The organism is Amycolatopsis bartoniae (assembly GCF_014191255.1).
Classification (GTDB): Bacteria; Actinomycetota; Actinomycetes; order Mycobacteriales; family Pseudonocardiaceae; genus Amycolatopsis_E; species Amycolatopsis_E bartoniae.
On the sequence record NZ_JACHWH010000001.1, the window covers coordinates 1,595,996 to 1,613,658 of the forward strand.

At 70.2% G+C, this 17,663-nt stretch carries 12 protein-coding genes; 3 read left to right on the forward strand and 9 right to left on the reverse strand.

Annotation, left to right across the window (positions count from 1 at the left end):
- Positions 1–34 precede the first annotated feature (34 nt).
- From FHX82_RS07720 to FHX82_RS07735, 4 genes are read right to left on the reverse strand one after another with little or no spacing between them, the layout of a single operon-like run.
- A complete protein-coding gene (locus FHX82_RS07720; RefSeq protein ID WP_145939225.1) occupies positions 35–415 on the reverse strand; it encodes a hypothetical protein in 381 nt (126 codons plus the stop codon).
- Positions 412–4,836: a DUF6531 domain-containing protein gene (locus FHX82_RS07725; RefSeq protein ID WP_221215352.1), complete on the reverse strand. Its 4,425-nt coding sequence runs from the start codon at positions 4,834–4,836 to the stop codon at positions 412–414. The genes FHX82_RS07720 and FHX82_RS07725 overlap by 4 nt, the downstream gene beginning before the upstream one ends.
- Positions 4,829–5,149 (reverse strand): type VII secretion target, encoded by a 321-nt coding sequence (locus FHX82_RS07730; RefSeq protein WP_145935821.1) that lies wholly within the window; start codon positions 5,147–5,149, stop codon positions 4,829–4,831. Before FHX82_RS07730 ends, FHX82_RS07725 begins: the two co-directional genes overlap by 8 nt.
- Positions 5,150–5,158: 9 nt before the next feature.
- Complete coding sequence (locus tag FHX82_RS07735; RefSeq protein WP_145935822.1) at positions 5,159–5,680, reverse strand: YbaB/EbfC family nucleoid-associated protein; 522 nt, start codon at positions 5,678–5,680, stop codon at positions 5,159–5,161.
- Positions 5,681–5,928: 248 nt separating this feature from the next.
- Here FHX82_RS07735 and FHX82_RS07740 point away from each other — a divergent pair, with 248 nt between their 5' ends.
- Positions 5,929–9,639, forward strand: coding sequence for a multifunctional oxoglutarate decarboxylase/oxoglutarate dehydrogenase thiamine pyrophosphate-binding subunit/dihydrolipoyllysine-residue succinyltransferase subunit (locus FHX82_RS07740; RefSeq protein WP_145935823.1), 3,711 nt, complete (start codon positions 5,929–5,931; stop codon positions 9,637–9,639).
- 596 nt (positions 9,640–10,235) lie between these two features.
- On the opposite strand, the gene FHX82_RS07745 is transcribed toward FHX82_RS07740, so the two are convergent.
- The 3 genes from FHX82_RS07745 to FHX82_RS07755 form a co-directional block, all read right to left on the reverse strand.
- Positions 10,236–11,423: a S8 family peptidase gene (locus tag FHX82_RS07745; protein ID WP_373308587.1), complete on the reverse strand. Its 1,188-nt coding sequence runs from the start codon at positions 11,421–11,423 to the stop codon at positions 10,236–10,238.
- A gap of 210 nt (positions 11,424–11,633) precedes the next feature.
- The gene (locus FHX82_RS07750) at positions 11,634–12,713 is read right to left on the reverse strand and encodes an ABC transporter ATP-binding protein (protein ID WP_145935825.1); all 1,080 of its coding nucleotides are present in this window, start codon (positions 12,711–12,713) and stop codon (positions 11,634–11,636) included.
- 74 nt (positions 12,714–12,787) lie between these two features.
- Positions 12,788–13,993 (reverse strand): NAD(P)-dependent malic enzyme, encoded by a 1,206-nt coding sequence (locus tag FHX82_RS07755; protein WP_229880492.1) that lies wholly within the window; start codon positions 13,991–13,993, stop codon positions 12,788–12,790.
- Between the two features lie 272 nt (positions 13,994–14,265).
- Between FHX82_RS07755 and FHX82_RS07760 the strand changes: the two genes are divergently transcribed.
- A complete protein-coding gene (locus tag FHX82_RS07760) occupies positions 14,266–14,862 on the forward strand; it encodes a dTDP-4-dehydrorhamnose 3,5-epimerase family protein (protein WP_145935826.1) in 597 nt (198 codons plus the stop codon).
- On the opposite strand, the gene FHX82_RS07765 is transcribed toward FHX82_RS07760, so the two are convergent.
- Positions 14,855–16,468 (reverse strand): GMC oxidoreductase, encoded by a 1,614-nt coding sequence (locus FHX82_RS07765; protein WP_145935827.1) that lies wholly within the window; start codon positions 16,466–16,468, stop codon positions 14,855–14,857. The genes FHX82_RS07760 and FHX82_RS07765 overlap by 8 nt on opposite strands.
- Before the next feature lie 81 nt (positions 16,469–16,549).
- Positions 16,550–16,996 (reverse strand): hotdog fold domain-containing protein, encoded by a 447-nt coding sequence (locus FHX82_RS07770; protein WP_145935889.1) that lies wholly within the window; start codon positions 16,994–16,996, stop codon positions 16,550–16,552.
- A 75-nt stretch (positions 16,997–17,071) separates the two neighbouring features.
- On the opposite strand from FHX82_RS07770, the gene FHX82_RS07775 reads away from it, so the two are divergent.
- Positions 17,072–17,653 carry an acid phosphatase gene (locus FHX82_RS07775; RefSeq protein ID WP_145935828.1) on the forward strand — a complete coding sequence of 194 codons (582 nt, stop codon included), beginning with the start codon at positions 17,072–17,074 and terminating at the stop codon, positions 17,651–17,653.
- Positions 17,654–17,663 lie beyond the last annotated feature (10 nt).

Consider the following 17,663-nt stretch of genomic DNA (forward strand, 5'->3'; position numbering starts at 1 on the left):
CCGGCAGCGGGTCGGCGCCCCAGCTGCCGCCCTCCTAGGCCGTCGTCGCCCTCCAGCCGCCGTCGAAGGTCAGCACCAGCCGGTCCGCCACGCCGAACGCCTCGCCCACCGCCAGCGCGGCCGCGGCCCGCACCGCGCTCTCCTCGATGTCCGTGACGTTCAGCTGCGCGTGCACGACCTCCACCCGTGCCACGTCCACCCCCAGCGACCGCACCAGCTCGACCCCCTCCCGGGCACCGGCTACCGCCGCCTCCACGAACTCCGCGTCGTGCCGCGGCTGCAACGACGTCCGGTCCTCCGGCGGCACGGCCCAGACCACGTCCGCCTCGCCGGGCACCACCCGCACCCGCACCTGCCCGAAGTAGCCGACGCCACCCTTCTGCCGCTGCAGCTTGAACTCCCCGGTGCGGGTCATCCGGAACTCCTCGTGCTCTGGAACAGGTGGTAGACGCTGCTACTGAAGTAGTGCTCGGCGCCGAACCTCCCGGTGACGCGCCGGATGTGGTCGTAGTCGTGGTTGCCCTCGGACAGCCACAGCTCGGTCGCGGCGTCGTCGTCCATCGTGCTCATGTCCGCCGACCGCAGCCCGTCGAAGTCCTCGCCCCGGATCCGGTGCTCGACGATCTCCATCGACGGCGCGCCCTCGCGGCTGCTCATCACGCCCAGGTACCGCTCCGCCTGCTCCCTCGTCTCCCAGGCGTAGAGCCCCTCGCCCAGCTCCGACCGCGGCCGGCCGTTCGAATCCACCCCGGAAGGCCAAGGCTCGCCCCCGTTGTCGATCAGCCGGTCGGCGTCCTGCCTGCTCTGGACGCTGTAGTACGTCTGGCACGGCGTGAGCCCGCTCGGGTCGATCGCGGACGTCGGGTTCGGCACGTACGCCTGCGGGTTGGGCGCGGGCGCCAGCCCCAGCGGGTCGATCGCCGTGTACCGCCCGGTGGCCGGGTCGTAGTACCGGTGGTGGTTGTAGTGCAGCCCGGACTCGCGGTCGTAGTACTGGCCGGGGAACCGCAGCGGGGTGTCGGCCCCGTCCCCGCCGCCGGGCAGGTCGAGCCCCCACAGCGTGGACCGCCGCCGCCACGCCAGCGTGCCGTCCGGCGTGACCAGCTCGGACGGGGTGCCGACGAGGTCGGTGACGATCGAGTAGAACTCGCGGTCGAACCACTCCTGGTCGCGTGCCGTCCGCTCCACCTGGGACACCGGCCGGAACGTGCCCGGCTCCCAGTTCCACGTCGTGGCCGTGCCGTCGGAGCGGATCTGCTCGGCGAGGACCATGCCGTCCCAGCAGAAGTCGATCCGCTCGGCGACCGCGCTCCCGGCGAGCCGGAGTTTCGCGATCCGCCTGCCGAGCGGGTCGTAGAGGTAGCGCCAGCGCGTCCCGTCCGGGGTGGCCACCTCGACCAGCCGGTCGTCGGCGTTCCACGTGTAGTGCCAGGTCTCCGGCTTGGCCGACAGCCGCTTGCGCGAGCGGCTGATCACCCGGCCCTGCGCGTCGTACCGGTAGCGCACGTTCCCGGCCTGTGTGACGGCGCAACCGGCGTACTGGCGCGATCCCTGTGCGTCACCGGACGGGTCGGGCCAGCTCGCCGAGGTGACGTTGCCCGCCGCGTCGTAGGCGTAGCGCTCGGTCCAGCCCGCTCCGGTCACCGCGGTGATCCTCGCCGCCGGGTCGAGCGTGAACGACCGGTTGCCCGCGAGCAGGTCGTCGACTCCGGCGAGGTGCCCGTCCGGCCGGTAGTGGTAGCGGCGCTGCTGGATCACCCGCGACCGGTGGCGCGCGCTCGCGACGGCGGAAACGGTCTGGGTGCCCAGCCGGCCGCCGGGCTCCCAGGACTGCGCGATCACGGTGCCGCTGTCGAGCAGCCGCTCGGTCTCCCGCCCCGCACCGTCGTAGCCGAAGGTCATCGTGTGCCCGGCCGTGCGCAGAGAGTCGGGCCGCCCGCCCATGCCGTACCGCCACACCGTTTCGGCCCCGGTGGGGGTGCGCCGCCGGGTCCGGCGGCCGATCCGGTCGTACTCCGACACGACGAAGCGCCCGTTGCTGCCCTCGGCCAGCACCCGGCCCACCGCGTCGCGGGTCAGCAAGAGGTCCGCGTCCGCGTTGCGCGCCCGGACGAGACGGCCCACCGGGTCGTGCTCGAAGGTCTCGACCACGTCGCCGTGGCTGCGCTCGACCACGTTGCCCAGCCGGTCGCGCCGGTAGGTGATCTCCTCCTGGTTGCCGTTGATCCGCGCGACGAGCCGCCCGGCCGCGTCGTGCCGGTAGCGCACGGTCCGCCCGTTGAAGTCGGTCTCGGCGACGAGGCGTCCCGCGTCGTCGTACTCGTAGCGCCAGACCTGGCCGCGGGAGTCGGTCACCGACCGGAGCTTGAGCGTCGGGTCGTAGGCGAAGGTCAGGCTGCTGCCGTCGGGGCGGACGTGCGCGGCGGGCAGGTCGAAGTGCGTGGTGCGGACCCGCGTGACCTGGCCCAGCGCGTCGACGTACTCGACCTGGTTGCCTTCGCCGTCGTAGCGCCACCGCTCGACGCCGCCGCCGGGATGCGTCCGCGACAGCAGCCTGCCCTCGACCGTCCACGTCAGTGTGGTCGTCGCGCCGGTGGGGTCGGTGATCTCGACGACGCGGCCGAACTGGTCGCGCCGGTAGCGGGTGACGTTGCCGTGCACGTCGATGTCGGCAACCGGCAGGCCCGCGGCGTCGGTCTCGGTGCGGTGCACGCGGCCCAGCTCGTCGGTCACCTTGACGAGCTGGCCCGTGCCGTCGTACTCGCACCGGGTGGTGGCGCCGGTGGGATCGGTGACCGTGGTGACCCGGCCGGCGTCGTCGTAGGTCCGCCGCCACACCGCACCGTCCGGGTCGACGGTGACGACGGGACGGCCGAGTTCGCCGTACTCCGCCAGCGCCTGCGTGCCGTCGGGGCGGGTGATCGTGGTGAGGTTGCCGTCCTCGTCGTAGCGGTAGGTCGTGGTGTGGCCCAACGGATCGGTCCGGGACACCAGCCGGTCGAACTCGTCCCACTCCTGGGTGGTGGTGTGGCCGAGCGGGTCGGTCTCGGCGACGATCTGGCGTCGCTCGTTGACCCGGTAGACGGTGGTGTGGCCGAGCGCGTCGGTGAAGCGGGTGATGCCATCTTCGTAGGAGAAGGTGCCGTCGAGGTAGCCGCCCGAGCCCTCGTTCGCCACGCAGCGGCCGCGTTCGTCGTAGCGGTAGCGGTACCACTCGCCGTTGCGGTCGGTCCACTGCGTGATCCGGCCCGCGAGGTCGTAGTCGAACCGCAGCGCCGCCCCCGAGGAGTTGAGCACCTCGGCCAGCCGTCCCGCGTCGTCGTAGCGGTACCGGACCACCGGGATTTCGCCACCGTGCTCGTCTTGCAGGGACAGCGCGGTGATCAGGCCGCGGTCGGTCGCGACGGCCAGCTCGTAGCCGCCCGAATGCCGGACCGCCGTGGGGGCGCCGGTGGCGTCCCGGTCGAACTCGATCCGGTTCCCGCTGCGGTCGCGCACCTCGCGCAGCAGTCCGGTGCCGGGCGCGAAGTGCAGGCGCTGCCCCGTTTTCCCCCGCTCGACGGTGAACCCTCCGTCCACGGTCCGCGACAACGGCCACCGGGGCCCCATTTCGGGCAGCACCGGACCGTCGGCCGGTGGTGCCGGGTACACCAGCAGCATCCCGTCCTCGGCGACGTACACGACGCCCGCCGCGTCGACCTCGACCCGTTGGTCCAAGGTCGACGCCCAGCTGCGCCCGTACGAGCGGCCGGCGCGGTAGGACGAGACGTGGGTGCGGCGCAGCAGCAGCGGCAGCACACCCGGGAGGTCGACGTCGGTCTGCCCCAGCACCATCTCGCCGGTCGCGACGTCGATCGGGTCGTTCTCGCACACCCGCGCGTCTTCCGGGGTCTTGGTCTCCGCCGGGTCACCGGGACGGCTCGAACCCGCTGTGGTGCCGTCGCCGGGGTGACTGGCGCCGGGCAGGTCCGCGCCATCCGGCGTGTCCGGTGCGTGTGGCGCGTCGGGGCTGTGCACGTCGGGGGTGTCGAGGGAGTGGGCCGCCGAGGGGGTGGTGGCGCCGTCGGCGCGGCGGGCGAACTTCTTGCCCAGCTTCGCCAGTTTCTCGATGATCTCCCCGAGCTTGTCCACGATCCGCCGGATCTTCGGGGTCACGTTGCCGATCGTCTTGAGCAGCTTGCGCACCAGGTCCGAAACCTTGGTGATCGTGCTCGTGATCGCCGTGGTGGCCTGCGCCGCCACCAGCGGGGTGGCGAACCCCAGCGTGCACGCCTCCTCCAGCACCCACGAAATCAGCTTCCCCACCAGCTCCGCCACCAGATCGCGCACGGTCTCCCGCACCATCGCCACGACCTGGCCCATCACCATCACACCGGTGGAAATCCCGTCCGCCAGCGTCGCCGCCCCCGCCAGCGCGTCCGTCTGCTCCGCCACCCGCCCCCGATAGCCCTCCGCGCCGGTACCCGACCAGCCCGCCGTGCCATTGGTGACCTCCGCCCGCAAATCCCCCGCAACCGCGGCCACCTCACCGGCGACGTTGCCCCACGTGTCGGCGAAGGACTGGATCACCGGCGGATCCCCCGCCAGCCAATCCAGCGCCTCCTTCAACGGCTGCACGTGCTCGATCAACCACGACGCCCCGTACTGCGCCAGCGTCCCGATCGGATCCACCACCATCGACAGGGCTTCCATCCCCACCCCGACGGCACCCAGCCCGACCTCGACCCACGACCCGTCCTTGACCCCGTTGGCCAGATCCACCGCCGACTCGGCGATCCCGATCCCCGTGACCCCCGTCGTCTGCGACTGCGCCTGCGCGACGAGCGGGTTACCCATCGAGCGGCTTCCCGAGCGCCTTGATCGCGTCGCCCGTGGTCTGGTCCTGCTTCTCGTAGGTCTGGACCGCGTCACGCACCTTCGCGGCGGTGTCGGCGACGGACTCCTGCGCGGCCTGCAGCGCGCGGACGCCCATCTGCTCGAACGGGTCGAGCAGCAGCGCGAACGGCTGGCAGATCACGCCGTACGCGCTGTTGTCCATCGTCACCTGCTGCGCCGCCTGCACGGCGGTGGCCAGTCGCTCGGCGAGGCCGTCCACCTTGCCGGCGTGCGTGGTGAGCTCGTCGGTGAGTACCTGGTACCCGTCGGTCATGCGATCCCCCTAGTCGCGCCGCAGGAACGTCTGGTTGCCGAAGTCGTCGTCGCCGTCGTCGGGGCGCTTCGGCCGCGGGCGCGGCGGTGGCGGCGGCGCCTGCTGCTCGTCGGCCTCGGTCTCGATGCGCAGCTGCCTGCCGGGCGCCTCGGGCGCGGGCTCCTCCTCGGGCGGCGGCGGGAAGTTCTCCTCCGCGGTGGCCACTATGTGGCGGCTCGTTTCGTCGTCCCCCACGGTTTCCGCGACTATTTCCCGAATTCGCTGGGGATACCGCGACTGCGCCTGCTGCATGGCGGTGAGCACGGCTGCCGCGATCTCGTCCGGGCTGAGCTTGCGCACCCCGTCCGTCATCGCCACGCCCGTCGGGATCCCGTTGGCCCCCACCGTGACCCTGACCGCGCCGTTCGCCGCCGAGCCGGTGATGGAGATGCCCTCGACCTCCTGCTGCATCCGCTGGTAGCGGGCCGCTTTCGCCTTCGCGTCGCGCTCCCAGTCGTCCACCATGCGGGCCATGTCGTCGAGTTCCGCCACCGGTCCGCTCCCCTTTCGTCTTCCTTACGGACGTCGCGCACGGTTGTCCGGTTCCGCCAGGTTCCCGCAGGCAGTGCGTTCCGTCCAGTAGCATCGGAATCGAGCCCTGCATCGATCAAGTGAGCAATCCCAAACGACGGTGCGACGGAGATGCACCACTTCGATCACAACCTCCCGAGCCGGGGGGTTAGCCTGGTAGGCGCATCAGCGGACAACAAGAACGAGATGGATAGAGGCGAGTCCCTGCCGTGTCCAGCAGCAGCCCTGCGTCACAGTTCGGCCCCAACGAGTGGCTCGTCGAGGAGATGTACGACCAGTTCCTCGCCGACCCCTCTTCAGTAGATGCCGCCTGGCATGACTTCTTCTCCGACTTCAAGCCGACGCAGACGCCGGAGACCAAGCCGGACAACGCGGGCAGCGCGCCGCAGGCCGCGCAGCCGAAGCAGGAGACCAACGGCCAGGCCACCAAGCCGGCCCCCGCGAAGACCCAGGCCGCCACCGCGAAGACCGCTCCCGCCAAGACCGAGCCGGCCGCGAAGGCCGCCCCGGCGAAGGCCCAGCCCGCCGCCGCCAAGCCGCAGGCCACCGCCGCCGCCGCCAAGGGCGGCCAGCAGGAGACCAAGCAGCTGCGCGGCGCGGCCGCCGCCATCGCGAAGAACATGGACGCCTCGCTGAGCGTCCCCACCGCCACCAGCGTGCGCGCCGTCCCGGCGAAGCTCATGGCGGACAACCGGATCGTCATCAACAACCACCTCAAGCGCACCCGCGGCGGGAAGATCTCCTTCACGCACCTCATCGGGTACGCGATGGTGCGCGCGCTGCAGGCGTTCCCGAACATGAACCGGCACTACGAGCTGATCGACGGGAAGCCGTTCGCCGTCACGCCGGAGCACGTGAACCTCGGCCTCGCCATCGACATGAAGGGCAAGGACGGCGGCCGCACCCTCGTGGTGGCCTCCATCAAGAACACGGAGAACATGTCGTTCCTCCAGTTCTGGCAGGCCTACGAGGACATCGTCAAGAAGGCGCGCAACAACAAGCTCACCGCCGACGACTTCTCCGGCACCACCATCTCGCTGACCAACCCGGGCGGCATCGGCACCAACCACTCGGTGCCGCGGCTGCAGGCGGGTCAGGGCGCGATCATCGGTGTGGGTGCGATGCAGTACCCGGCGCACTTCGAGGGCACCAGCGAGAAGACGCTGGTGGAGCTCGGCATCAGCAAGATCATGACGCTGACCTCGACGTACGACCACCGCATCATCCAGGGCGCGGAGTCCGGTGAGTACCTCAAGCGCATCCACGAGCTGCTGCTCGGCGAGGACGGCTTCTACGACGACATCTTCACGTCGCTGCGGCTGCCGTACGAGCCGGTCCGCTGGGTCTCCGACATCCCCGAGGGCGGGATCGACAAGACCGCCCGCGTGCTGGAGCTGATCGACGCGTACCGGATGCGCGGCCACCTGATGGCCGACACCGACCCGCTGAACTACCGCCAGCGCCGCCACGAGGACCTCGACGTCCTGTCGCACGGCCTGACCCTGTGGGACCTCGACCGCGAGTTCGCGGTCGGCGGGTTCGCGGGCCAGGAGAAGATGAAGCTGCGCGACGTGCTCGGCGTGCTGCGCGACTCCTACTGCCGCACCGTCGGCGTCGAGTACACCCACATCCTGGACCCGGAGGAGCGCCGCTGGATCCAGGACCGGGTGGAGGTCCCGCACGCGAAGCCGGACCCCAACGTGCAGAAGTACATCCTGTCGAAGCTGAACGCGGCCGAGGCGTTCGAGACGTTCCTGCAGACCAAGTACGTCGGCCAGAAGCGGTTCTCGCTGGAGGGCGGCGAGACGGTGATCCCGCTGCTGGACACCGTGCTGGACAAGGCCGCGGAGCACGAGCTCGACGAGGTCGTCATCGGCATGCCGCACCGCGGCCGCCTGAACGTGCTGGCCAACATCGTCGGCAAGCCGATCTCGCAGATCTTCCGCGAGTTCGAGGGCAACCTGGACCCGGGCCAGGCGCACGGTTCCGGTGACGTGAAGTACCACCTGGGCGCGGAGGGCAAGTACTTCCGCATGTTCGGCGACGGCGAGACGAAGGTGTCGCTGGCGTCCAACCCGTCGCACCTGGAGACCGTGGACCCGGTGCTGGAGGGCATCGTCCGCGCGAAGCAGGACATCCTCGACAAGGGCGACCAGGACGGCCAGGGCTTCACCGTGCTGCCGGTGCTGCTGCACGGCGACGCGGCGTTCGCGGGCCAGGGTGTGGTGGCGGAGACGCTGAACCTGGCGCTGCTGCGTGGTTACCGCACCGGCGGCACCGTGCACATCATCATCAACAACCAGGTCGGTTTCACCACGGCGCCGGAGAACTCGCGCTCCTCGCAGTACGCGACGGACGTGGCGAAGATGATCGGTGCGCCGATCTTCCACGTCAACGGTGACGACCCGGAGGCCGCGCACTGGGTGGCCAAGCTGGCCGTCGAGTACCGCCAGGCGTTCAACAAGGACGTCATCATCGACATGATCTGCTACCGCCGCCGCGGCCACAACGAGGGCGACGACCCGTCGATGACGCAGCCGGCGATGTACGACATCATCGACACGAAGCGCTCGGTGCGGAAGACCTACACCGAGGCGCTGATCGGCCGTGGTGACATCTCCGTCGACGAGGCCGAGGCCGCGCTGCGTGACTTCTCCAGCCAGCTGGAGCACGTGTTCAACGAGGTGCGCGAGCTGGAGAAGCACCCGGCGAAGGCGAGCCCGTCGGTGGAGGGTGAGCAGCAGGTCCCGGCCAAGGTCCCGACGGCGGTGTCGCGCGAGGTCATCGAGCGCATCGGTGACGCGTTCCTGAACGTGCCGGAGGGCTTCAACCCGCACCCGCGCGTGAAGCCGGTGCTGGAGCGGCGCGCGAAGATGGCCCGCGAGGGCGGGATCGACTGGGCGTTCGGCGAGCTGCTGGCGTTCGGTTCGCTCGCGCTGGAGGGCCGCCTGGTGCGGTTGTCCGGCCAGGACTCGCGGCGTGGCACGTTCACGCAGCGGCACTCGGTGCTGATCGACCGCAAGACCGGCAAGGAGTACGCGCCGCTGCAGAACCTGGGCGAGAACCAGGGTCGCGTGATGGTGTACGACTCGGCGCTGTCCGAGTACGCGGCGGTGGGCTTCGAGTACGGCTACTCGGTGGCGAACTCCGAGGCGCTGGTGCTGTGGGAGGCGCAGTTCGGCGACTTCGTCAACGGCGCGCAGACGGTGATCGACGAGTACATCTCGTCGGGTGAGGCCAAGTGGGGCCAGCTGTCGGACGTGGTGCTGTTGCTGCCGCACGGGCACGAGGGTCAGGGTCCGGACCACACGTCGGGCCGGATCGAGCGGTTCCTGCAGCTGTGCGCGGAGGGTTCGATGACGGTGGCCGTGCCGTCCACCCCGGCGAACTACTTCCACCTGTTGCGGCGGCACGCCCTGGACGGCATTCGTCGTCCGATGATCGTCTTCACGCCGAAGAGCATGCTGCGCAACAAGGCGGCCACCTCGTCTGTCGAGGACTTCACCGGCCAGTCGAAGTTCATGTCGGTGATCGACGACGTGCAGGTGGAGCCGGAGAAGGCCCGCAAGGTGCTGCTCACCTCCGGGAAGCTGTACTGGGAGCTGGTCGCGGAACGCGCCAAGCGCGAGGCCGACGACGTCGCGATCGTGCGGATCGAGCAGTACTACCCGCTGCCGCTCAAGAAGCTGCGTGCGGCGCTGGAGCGCTACACGAGCGCCACGGAGGTCGCCTGGGTGCAGGAGGAACCGGAAAACCAGGGCGGTTGGCCCTTCTTCGGCCTCCACCTGCCCCGGAAGTTCCCGGACCTGCTGTCGGGCCTCCAGGTGGTCGCCCGCCGCCCGATGGCCGCCCCGAGCGCCGGTTCGTCCAAGGTGCACGAGGTCGAGCAGAAGGCCCTGATCGCCAAGGCCTTCGAGTAAGCACACAAGACAGCCGCCCCCTCCCACCACAGGGAGGGGGCGGTTTTTATGTTCCCCACAAACAGAAACAGGCACCCGGCAACAAAGAAGGCCCGGCACACGCCCAGGCCTCCCCCGTCCCCGATCCCCAGCTGCATTAGCGGTTGGCTCACCGGGTCAAGGGTCGCGCAGCGATCGCGAAGCGACGCCGAAGGCGCCCTTGACGCGGTGAGCCAACCGTTAAACGATCAAGGGGATGGGGCGGGGGTGGCCGGGCATTGGAGGGCGGCCACGCCCGGCCCACCGCTGGTGACCACGCTGGGACCAGAGAGGAAAAGAATGCCTCGCCGGCGGGCAGGCTCCGGGATGGCCGGGCCCAAAGGGATCTCACCTCAGGTGGGTGGTCGAGTTGAGTGGTCATCCCGTCGCCTGCGGTTTGTGCATATCACTTTGACCCAGACCCGCAAGCTTGGCATGACCAGCTGCGGTCTCGAAAAAGGTTGCGGGCCTGGCTCAAAGTGATGGTCCTGAGCCAGGCGACGGGATGACCACCCAACTCTGGGGTTTTCCTTGCGAAAGCCCCTCCCGCTGCGCGGAAGGGGCTTTCGCCAAATCCCTTACTGGCCCGTGTACAGCAAGGCGTTCGGGCTTCCGCTGCCCGCGCTGGTCACCTTGCCGGTGGTCGCCGCTGCCACCAGGGCGTTCCGCACCGTGGCGGGGGACGCCGTGGTGTGGGTGGCCAGGTACAGCGCCGCCGCGCCGGTCACGTGCGGGGTTGCCATCGAGGTGCCGCTGATGGTGTTCGTCGCCGTCGTGCTGCCGATCCAGTCCGACTTGATGCTGCTGCCCGGGGCGAAGATGTCCAGGCAGCTGCCGTAGTTGGAGTAGCTCGCCCGCGCGTCGGTGCTCGTCGTCGCGCCGACCGTGATGGCCTCCGCGGTGCGGGCCGGGGAGTAGTTGCACGCGTTCGCGTTGTCGTTGCCGCCGGCGATCGCGAACGTGACGCCCGCCGAGATCGCGTTGCGCACCGCACTGTCCACCGAGCTGGACGCACTGCCGCCGAGGCTCATGTTCGCCACCGCCGGCTTGACCGCGTTCTGCGCGACCCAGTCGATCCCGGCGATCACCCCGTCGTAGGAGCCGGAGCCCGAGCAGTCCAGCACCCGCACCGCGGTCAGCTGCACGCCCTTCGCCAGACCGTACGTGCTCCCGCCGACGGTTCCGGCGACGTGCGTGCCGTGGCCGTTGCAGTCGGTGGCGTTGCTGTCGTTGTCCACGAAGTCGTAGCCGGACTTGGCGCGCCCACCGAAGTCGCTGTGCGTCAGGTTGATGCCGGTGTCGATGATGTACGCGTGCACGTTCGACGCGGTGGTCGAGTACGTGTAGCTGCTGTCGAGCGGCAGGTTGCGCTGGTCCACCCGGTCCAGGCCCCACGACGGCGGGTTCGACTGGGTCGCCGTGATGTGGAAGGTCCGGTTCTGCTCGACGAAAGCGACCGCGGGGTCGGCCGCGGCGCGCTTCGCCTGGCTCTCGCTCATCGTGGCCGAGTAGCCCTTGAGCGCGGTCGTGTACTTCTTGTGCACGACGCCGCCGAGCTTCGCGGCCAGCGCGTCGACCGGCGACGCGGTGTCCTTCAGCACGACGATGTAGCTGTCCTTGATCGCGTCGGCACCGCCGGCGCCGACGATGGAGCCTTCCTTGGCCATCGCGGGGGCGCTGGTGGCGACCGCCGCGATCGTCGCCACGGCCGCGGCCAGGCCGAGTGCGGCGAGCGGTTTGCGCGTGAATCGGGTGGGGTTGCGCACGGCAGGCATTCCTCCTTGGCAGGGCCGGTCCGGTAAGGACTCACCGGACCGCAAGGGGTGAAAAGCATTCACGTCGCGAATGCACCGCCGAGCGTAAAAGGGATTTTCCCAGCACCGGAAGGCCCTGCACTCGATCAGCCCCAGCCGAAAGTAGGAGGAACTTTCGCCTGGTCACCGGGATGAGCCGAACGGCCCCGGCCGAAAGTAGGCTCAGGCGCGGCTTTCGAGCACGTCGAGTATCTGGCGCGCGGTGACGGCACCGACCACCCGGCCGTCGTCGTCCACCACCACGCCGAGACCCGACGGCGAGGAGAGCGCGGCATCCAGCGCACCCCGGACCGCCGTGCCCCGCTGGTACAGGGAACCGCCCGCCACCAGGTCCTCTTCCGCCAGCGGACCGTCCACAGTGGTCTCGGGTGCGAGCCAGCCCCGCGGGTGCCCGTCGGCGTTCACGGCGAGCCGCCAGTCGCCGACTGCCCCCGCGAGGGTTTCACCCAGCGCCACGGTCGCGACGTCCTTCACCTCGACGCCGTCGGACTCCACAAAGGACAGACCGCGGTAACCCCTGTCACGCCCCACGAACGACGCCACGAAGTCGTCCACCGGGTGCCGCAGCACCTCGGCCGGAGTGCCGTACTGGGCGAGCTTCCCGCCCACCCGCATCACGGCGACCTTGTCGCCGAGCCGCACCGCCTCGTCGATGTCGTGGGTGACGAACACGATCGTCTTGCCCAGCCGAGACTGCAGCCTCAGCAGCTCGTCCTGCAAGCCTTCCCGCACGATGGGATCGACCGCGGAGAACGGTTCGTCCATCAGCAGCACCGGGGAGTCCGCGGCCAACGCCCGCGCGACGCCGACGCGCTGCTGCTGCCCGCCTGAGAGCTGCGCCGGATACCGCTTGCCCAGCTCCTCGGGCAACCCGACCGTCGTCAGCAGCTCCGCCGCCCGGTCACGCGCCTTCCGCTTGCCCCAGCCGGACAGCAGCGGCACCGTCGCGACGTTGTCCAGCACCGTCCGGTGCGGGAACAGGCCGGCGTTCTGGATCACGTAGCCGATCCCGCGCCGCAGCACCGGCGGATCGGACTCACGCACGTCCTTGCCGTCCAGCAGGACCGCGCCGGAGGTCGGCTCGACCATGCGGTTGATCATCCGCAGCGAGGTGGTCTTGCCGCAGCCGGACGGGCCGACGAACACCGTGATCGTGCCGTCCTCGACGGTCAGGCTCAGGTCGTCGACCGCCACCGTGCCGTCGGGGTACTGCTTCGTCACACCCCGGAACTCGATCCCCACAGCCCGCCTCCTCCGGAAAACGGCCGGTCTCCCGCCACGGAAGACCGGCCGTCCACAACAGCTTGCGCGCCAGCCTAACCCGCAACGCCGTCTTCCACCGCCGCCTTCGCCACGGCCGCGGCGACCTCGGGCGCCACCCGCGGGTCGAGCGGGCTCGGCACGATGCGGTCCGGGCCCAGGTCGTCCTGCGCCACGGCGACGATCGCGTCCGCGGCCGCCAGCTTCATGTTCTCCGTGATCGCCCGCGCGCCCGCGTCGAGCGCGCCCCGGAACACGCCGGGGAAGGCCAGCACGTTGTTGATCTGGTTCGGGAAGTCACTGCGGCCGGTGGCCACGATCGCCGCGTACCGGGCCGCGACGGCCGGGTGGACCTCCGGGTCCGGGTTGGACAGCGCGAACACGATCGCGTCGTCGGCCATCGTGCCCAGCAGCGACTCGTCGATGGTGGCGCCGGACAGACCGAGGAACACGTCCGCCCCGCGCAGCGCGTCGGCGAGCCCGCCGGTCAGGCCCGCCTTGTTCGTGGTGCCCGCGAGCTGCTCCTTGACCGGGTTCAGCCCCGCGCGGCCCGAGACGATGCCCTTCGAGTCCAGCAGCGTCACGTCGCCGATGCCGGCCTCCTGCAGGATCCGCGCGCACGCCACGCCGGCCGCGCCCGCCCCGGAGATCACCACGCGCTGGTCGGCGATGTCCTTGCCGAGCACCAGGTTGGCCCCGCGCAGCGCGGCGAGCGTGACGATGGCCGTGCCGTGCTGGTCGTCGTGCATGACCGGGCAGTCCAGCGCCGCCTTGAGCTTGTCCTCCAGCTCGAAGCAGCGCGGCGCGGAGATGTCCTCCAGGTTGACGGCGCCGAACGACGGGCGCAGCCGCACCAGCGTCTCGACGATCTCGTCCACGTCGGTGGTGTCGAGCACCAGCGGGATCGAGTCGAGCCCGCCGAAGGTCTTGAACAGCACCGACTTGCCCTCCATCACGGGCAGCGACGCGCTGGCGCCGATGTCCCCGAGACCGAGCACCGCGGTGCCGTCGCTCACCACGACGACGAGCCGGTCGGCCCACGTGTAGCGCTGGGCGAGCGCGGCGTCCTCGGCGATGGCGCGGCTGACCTTCGCCACACCGGGGGTGTAGGCGACGGACAGGTCGCGGGGCCGCGAGATCGGCCGCGTGGCGGCGACGGCGAGCTTGCCGCCCTCGTGACCGGCGAAGATTTCGTCGTCCGACACCGGCGAGTGGTCGTCTTCGCGCTCCATCGCCTTCCCTGTCGTCTGAGCTTGAGTCATGGTCGAATCCCTCCCGGGACTGCGAGCGAGTGTGATTGCCCTGCTGCTCGGCAGCCCGGCGCGGTGGCGCCGCCCTACCGGCCAGGCGTCCTGATCGGGCCGTCCCAGCCCTTGGTGAGGCGACGGCCACGGACGCGGCGGTCCCCCCAGTCTGACAGGCCCGGTGCCACTCGTGCAGACCAGGTGCGGTTCACGTCACAAAAATTGCTGGTCAATGCCGGTATAACAAGACGTCCGTCCGGCTTGAGAGCTCTTCCGTACTATTTCTTCCCATGAAGGTGCGCGAGCTGGCCGTGAAGGACGCTTACGAGTTCACCCCGCAGCAGTTCCCCGACAACCGGGGGCTGTTCGTGGCGCCGCTGCAGGAGCCGGCGCTCGTCGAGGCCGTCGGGCACCCGATGCACCTGGCCCAGACCAACCACAGCGTGTCGCGGCGCGGCACCATCCGCGGGCTGCACTTCGCCGACACGCCACCCGGTCAGGCGAAGTACGTCTACTGCCCGAGCGGGGCGCTGCTCGATGTCGTCGTCGACCTCCGCGTGGGCTCCCCGACGTTCGGCCGGTGGGACGCGGTGCGGCTCGACTCGGTGGACTTCCGCGCCGTGTACATCGCGGAGGGCCTCGGGCACGGTTTCGTGGCACTGGAGGACAACACGGCCATGTCGTACCTGTGCTCGACCGGGTACAACCCCGGCGGCGAGCACGGCATCACCCCGCTCGACCCCGCGCTGGACCTGCCGTGGCCGGAGGGGATCGAGCGGATCCTGTCCGAAAAGGACGCCTCCGCCCCGACGCTCGCCGAGGCGGAGGCGGCCGGGCTGCTGCCCAGCTACGCGGCCTGCGTGGCCCACTACGCGTCGCTCAGCTGACGTCCTCGGCGAGGATGCGCTCGACGTTGCGCTCGGCGAGCGCGGTGATCGTCACGAACGGGTTCACCCCCGTGCTGCCGGGGATGAGCGAGCCGTCCATGACGTACAGGTTCCGGTAGCCCTTCACGCGCCCGTAGAGGTCGGTCGCCTCGCCGAGCACGAGCCCGCCCAGCGGGTGGTAGGTGAACCGGTTCTCGAAGGCCCGCGTGTCGCCGAACAGGTCGTACCGGTACACCGTGCCGTTCGCGGAGTTGATCCTGTCGAACAGGTTCTTCGCCGCGTCGATCGACGGCTGCCCCTGCGAGATCTCCCACTGCAGCCGCGCCGAGTCGCTCGCCGCGTCGTAGGTGAAGTAGCCGCGCTCGGGGTTGCGGGTGATCGCGAGGTACAGGCTCGCCCACGTCTCGATGCCCGCGGGCACGGGCGCGATCTCCGCGAACACGGGGTACTTCGGGTCGTTCCAAGCGTCGATCCCCAGCGCCGGCATCCCGGATTCGAGCGAGCCCACGGCGTCCCACACGTGGTTCGCGCGCCCGAGCATCACGTTCCCGTTGGTGCCCCAGCCCTGGCCGACGGCGTCGTTCAGCTCGGGCAGCTTCCCGGTCTCGCGGGCGCGCACGAGCAGCTCGGTGGAACCGAGGCTGCCCGCGCCCAGGAACAGGTACTTCGCGCCGAGCTGCTTCGTCGCGAGCACGTTGCCTTCCGCGTCGCTCTGCCGCACCGTCAGCGTGTACGTGCCGTCGGGCTGCTGCGCGATGTCACGCACCTCGTGCAGCGTGCGGATGGTCACGTTGCCGGTGCCCAGCGCCGCGGCGAGGTAGCTCTTGTCGAGCGAGCGCTTCCCGTAGTTGTTGCCGTAGATGACCTCGGACGCCAGCGCCGAGCGCGGCACCTCGTTGGCCTCCTCGCGGCGCATGTAGTCGAAGTCGTAGACGCTCGGCACGAACGTCGTGGCGAGGCCCGCGTTGTGGGCGTGCTTCCGCGAGACGCGGGCGTACTGGTACGAGTCGCAGGTCTCGAACCACGTGGTGTCGACGCTGTTGGCGCCGAGACCGGCGTTCGCCCGCGGGTAGTACTTGCCGTACATCTCGTCGGCGTCGACCCGGGGCAGGATCTGCTCGAAGTACGAGCGCTTCGGCACCACGGCCATCGCGCCGTTGACCAGTGAGCCGCCACCGACGCCGCGGCCCACGTACACCGACATGTCGCCGAAGTGCACCCGGTCGAGCACGCCCGCGTACGGGTCGATGTTCCGGTTCGCCAGGTCGAGCCAGAGGAACGACGCGAGCGGCGCCTCGGTGCGCGTCTTGAACCACATCGCGCGCTTGTCCGGGTTCAGCATGTTCGGGAACACCTTGCCGTCGCTGCCCGGCGTGTTCCACAGCTGCCCCATCTCCAGCATGACGGTGGGGATCCCGGCCGCGCCGAGCCGCAGCGCCGTGACCGCGGCGCCGTAGCCGGTGCCGATGATCACAGCGGGCGAGAAGTCCGCTTCGGCGGCGGAAGCGGTGCCGCGCAAGGAAATCGTGCCGAGCCCGGCGGCCGCCGCGGTACCGAGCGCCGCCGCACCGAGAAAACGCCTACGGGAGAGGGAGTGGGGAGACATGCGGCGACCCTATGCGGTTCGCCGGGGTTTTGTAAACGCCGTTAACTACGCTTTGCTCCTTATGCCGCAAGGAAAATCGGTTCAGCCCTTCCTGGTGACCCAGATGGTGATCGTGGCGGTCACGACGGGCCGCCCGGCGGTGTCGGTGATCGTCACGGGCACCGGGAGGTCGAAGCCCTCGTCGCCGAACTCCGGCAGCTCCGGCAGCTCGGCGACCGCCCGCAGCCGCGTCTTCGCCTTGGCGACGTAGGAGACCGTCATCCCCTTCGGCAGCCACCGGTGCGTGGCGGGCACGGTCGCCTCCGCGAGCATGCCCATCGCGATCTCGGCGAGGTTGCATGCCGCGATCGCGTGAAAAGTGCCGATGTGGTTGTGGACACCCCACCACTTCGGCGCGGTCACCTCGCAGCGACCCGCCCGCAGCTCCCGCACGGTGGGCAGCACCGTGCCGAAATAGGGCGCACGCAGGCACACCGCGGCCGAGAAGAGCCGCTTCCCGCCCGGCAGCCCGGCGAGCTTCGACCACATCGCGTAGGTCTGGGTCACCGCACCTCCTTGGTTACTCGCGAGTAGCAAAGCAGACCGCTTGCTATGTTCGCAACCGTGGACCACGAGCTCTTCCTCCTCCGGCACGGCCAGACCGAGTGGTCGGTGAACGGCAGGCACACCGGGCGCACCGACATCCCGCTGACTCCGGCGGGCGAGAACCAGGCGCGCGCCGCCGGGCTGACGCTCGGCGGGCTGCGCAAGGGCCCCGCGCTCGTGCTGAGCAGCCCGCGGCAGCGCGCGGTGCGCACGGCCGAACTGGCGGGCCTCGTCGTGAACGAGCGGACCGAGGACCTCGCCGAATGGGACTACGGCGACTACGAGGGCGTCACCACCCCGCAGATCCGGGAGACCGTGCCCGACTGGACGGTGTGGCACGGGCCGATCCCCGGCGGGGAAACCGCCGACCAGGTGGGCGCGCGTGCCGATAGGCTGCTGGCGCGGGTGCGCGCCGCGCTCGCCGACACCGAGGTCGTCCTCGTCGGGCACGGGCACTTCAGCCGGGTGCTGGTGGCCCGCTGGCTGGGCCTGCCCGCGACCGCCGGAGTCCACTTCGGACTCGATCCGGCCGGGGTCTCGGTGCTCGGCGACGAGCGGGGCGAGCCCAAGATCGAGCACCTCAACATCCCGCCGTCCTGACGGAGACCAC

Excerpts from the sequence above, each read along its gene's own strand:
- FHX82_RS07720 (WP_145939225.1), bottom strand. The coding sequence starts at position 415 with ATGACCCGCACCGGGGAGTTCAAGCTGCAGCGGCAGAAGGGTGGCGTC.
- FHX82_RS07755 (WP_229880492.1), bottom strand. The coding sequence starts at position 13,993 with ATGACTCAAGCTCAGACGACAGGGAAGGCGATGGAGCGCGAAGACGAC.
- FHX82_RS07765 (WP_145935827.1), bottom strand. The coding sequence starts at position 16,468 with ATGTCTCCCCACTCCCTCTCCCGTAGGCGTTTTCTCGGTGCGGCGGCG.
- FHX82_RS07730 (WP_145935821.1), bottom strand. The coding sequence starts at position 5,149 with ATGACCGACGGGTACCAGGTACTCACCGACGAGCTCACCACGCACGCC.
- FHX82_RS07725 (WP_221215352.1), bottom strand. The coding sequence starts at position 4,836 with ATGGGTAACCCGCTCGTCGCGCAGGCGCAGTCGCAGACGACGGGGGTC.
- FHX82_RS07760 (WP_145935826.1), top strand. The coding sequence starts at position 14,266 with ATGAAGGTGCGCGAGCTGGCCGTGAAGGACGCTTACGAGTTCACCCCG.
- FHX82_RS07770 (WP_145935889.1), bottom strand. The coding sequence starts at position 16,996 with ATGTGGTCGAAGCTCGCCGGGCTGCCGGGCGGGAAGCGGCTCTTCTCG.